The sequence below is a fragment of the Actinoplanes sp. NPDC051633 genome (assembly GCF_040681735.1).
Classification (GTDB): domain Bacteria; phylum Actinomycetota; class Actinomycetes; order Mycobacteriales; family Micromonosporaceae; genus Actinoplanes.
The window spans coordinates 1-1,935 of record NZ_JBFAZH010001340.1; the positions used below are offsets into that span (position 1 = coordinate 1).

2 protein-coding genes are annotated in these 1,935 nt (G+C 73.0%); both read right to left on the bottom strand.

Annotated features, from left to right (window positions below):
- Positions 1 to 62: 62 nt before the first annotated feature.
- Positions 63 to 689, bottom strand: coding sequence for a DUF899 family protein (locus AB0M20_RS40745; RefSeq protein ID WP_364306574.1), 627 nt, complete (start codon positions 687 to 689; stop codon positions 63 to 65).
- Between the two features lie 31 nt (positions 690 to 720).
- A partial coding sequence (locus AB0M20_RS40750) for a phosphodiester glycosidase family protein (RefSeq protein ID WP_364306576.1) occupies positions 721 to 1,935 on the bottom strand: 1,215 nt, incomplete at its 5' end.

The following is a 1,935-nucleotide window of genomic DNA, read 5'->3' on the forward strand; positions in this document are numbered from 1 at the left end:
CCAAAAACCTTTGACGAGCCGTTTACCACGTAAAGGCGCGGGCACTCCGTCGTTGTCGAGAGCTAGCCATACGTCGGGTGCTGCGGCCAGCCGTCCGGGGAGTCCTCCCAGTCCTCCTCGCGGCCGTAGACGCTGAGGTCCTTGATGTTGTTGCTGAACAGGATCCGGTCGACGCCGCGGGAGGTGGTGCCGTAGGTGCGGAACACCTCGTCGCCGTCGCGCAAGAACATGCTCAGCATGAAGCCGCCGCCCGCGCCGCAGTCGTCGGCGAACGTGGTGCCGTGGGACGAGACGAACGGCAACGTCCAGCCCCGCTCGGCCTTGTAACCCTCGATCTGCTCCAGCGGCATGTTGGACACGGTGGCCCAGCTGATGCCGCGCTCCGCCAGCATCGGCAGGGCGTGGCCGGGCACGTTGTCGGTGAACGCGGTGCAGCCGGGGCAGAAGTGGCCGGGACCGTTGTCCATGAACTGGTACACGGCCAGCTCCTCGCGGCCCTCGAAGAGGTCGAGCAGCGATCGCTTACCGCCGGGCGCGTCGAACACGTACTCGCCGAACCGAACCATCGGCAGGCGCCGCCGCCGCGCGGCGATCCGGTCCAGCGCCCGGGTCGCCTCCTTCTCCGCGACGAGCAGCTCGGCCCGCGCCGTCTCCCACTCCCCAGCCGTCACAACCTGCGGTTTCGTCATCCTCTGGTTCTACACGTGATCGTCGGCGCAGTCACCGTGCGGGCAGCACCACCAGCGCGTCGCCGACCGGGCGCTCGCCCGTGGCGTCGGACGGCGCGTTGATCACCGTGTCGTCGACGACCATCGTGGTCGAGCCGCCGCCGTCGAGGTTGATCGCGTCCCGCAGCCCGAGCGCCTTCGCCACCGCGGCGGTCTCGCCGATGCCCAGACCCAGGCTGTCGGTGCTGCGGCCGTCCGCGGTGATCAGCATGGTGCGGCCGCGGGCGTCCACCCCGGCGAAGGTACGCGGGTTCCGCTTGTGCACCCAGCCGTAGTAGAAGCTCGGGTCGCCCGGGCGCACCATGCCGTCGGCGGCCGGGGTGGCGTGCAGCCGGCCGTCCCGGACCAGCTCCGGCCCACCGTTGACGATCGTCTCCGCCGGCCGCCCGCCGATCAGGGTGGACCCGACCCGCAGCTTCCGGCCCGGGTGGGCCACCGCCAGGAGGGCGTCGACCCGCGAGCCGGTCGCCTGCACGGTGCGGCCGCCGGCCGGGACGGTCCCGCCGCGGGTCGTCCGGATCTCGATGACCCGGCCGTGCCGGTCGAGCGCCACCTCGGCGCCCGCGCCGGACGGCGTCCGGGCGCCGTAGGACCGGTCGAACGCGATCAGCTCGTCGGGATCGGTGCAGGTGAAGTCGTGCAGGGGGCGGTTGGTCGGTGCGTCGCCGACGCCGCCGCAGTTACGGATCAGGCCCGGGACCCGGTTCAGACCGTCGAGGGTCAGGCCGCCGACCGTGCCCCGCCAGCGCAGCCGCACCACCTCGGACCGCCGGGCGTCGTCGCGGAGCACCAGCGCCGGGCGGCCCGCGATCGGCTCGCTGACCAGACGTCCGTCGTAGACGCCCACGCCGGCCGGGTCGCCTGGTGCGCCGGCCGCCGGGTCGAGCACGAAGAAGCCGGCGTTGACCGCGGCGGTCGCTCCGGTCAGCGCGGAGAGCGCACTCGTCGTCTCCCGCCGCTCGAGGTCCGGCCCGTACGTCGCGTCGAGCCGGCCGTGGAACCGCTTCGGGTCGATGGTCAGGACGTCGATGTGCCACGGCCCGGTGGATCCGGCCACGTCGTCCGGTTCGCCGTCCCAGCCGGTGTAGACGCTGGAGCCACCGAGCCCGGCCGCGATGACCTGCTGGCGGATGGCGTCGGCCTCGGCCCTGGTCGCGGCGGCGCCGACGCGTACCCGCCAGCCCAGCTCGCCGGCGAAGTCGGCCAG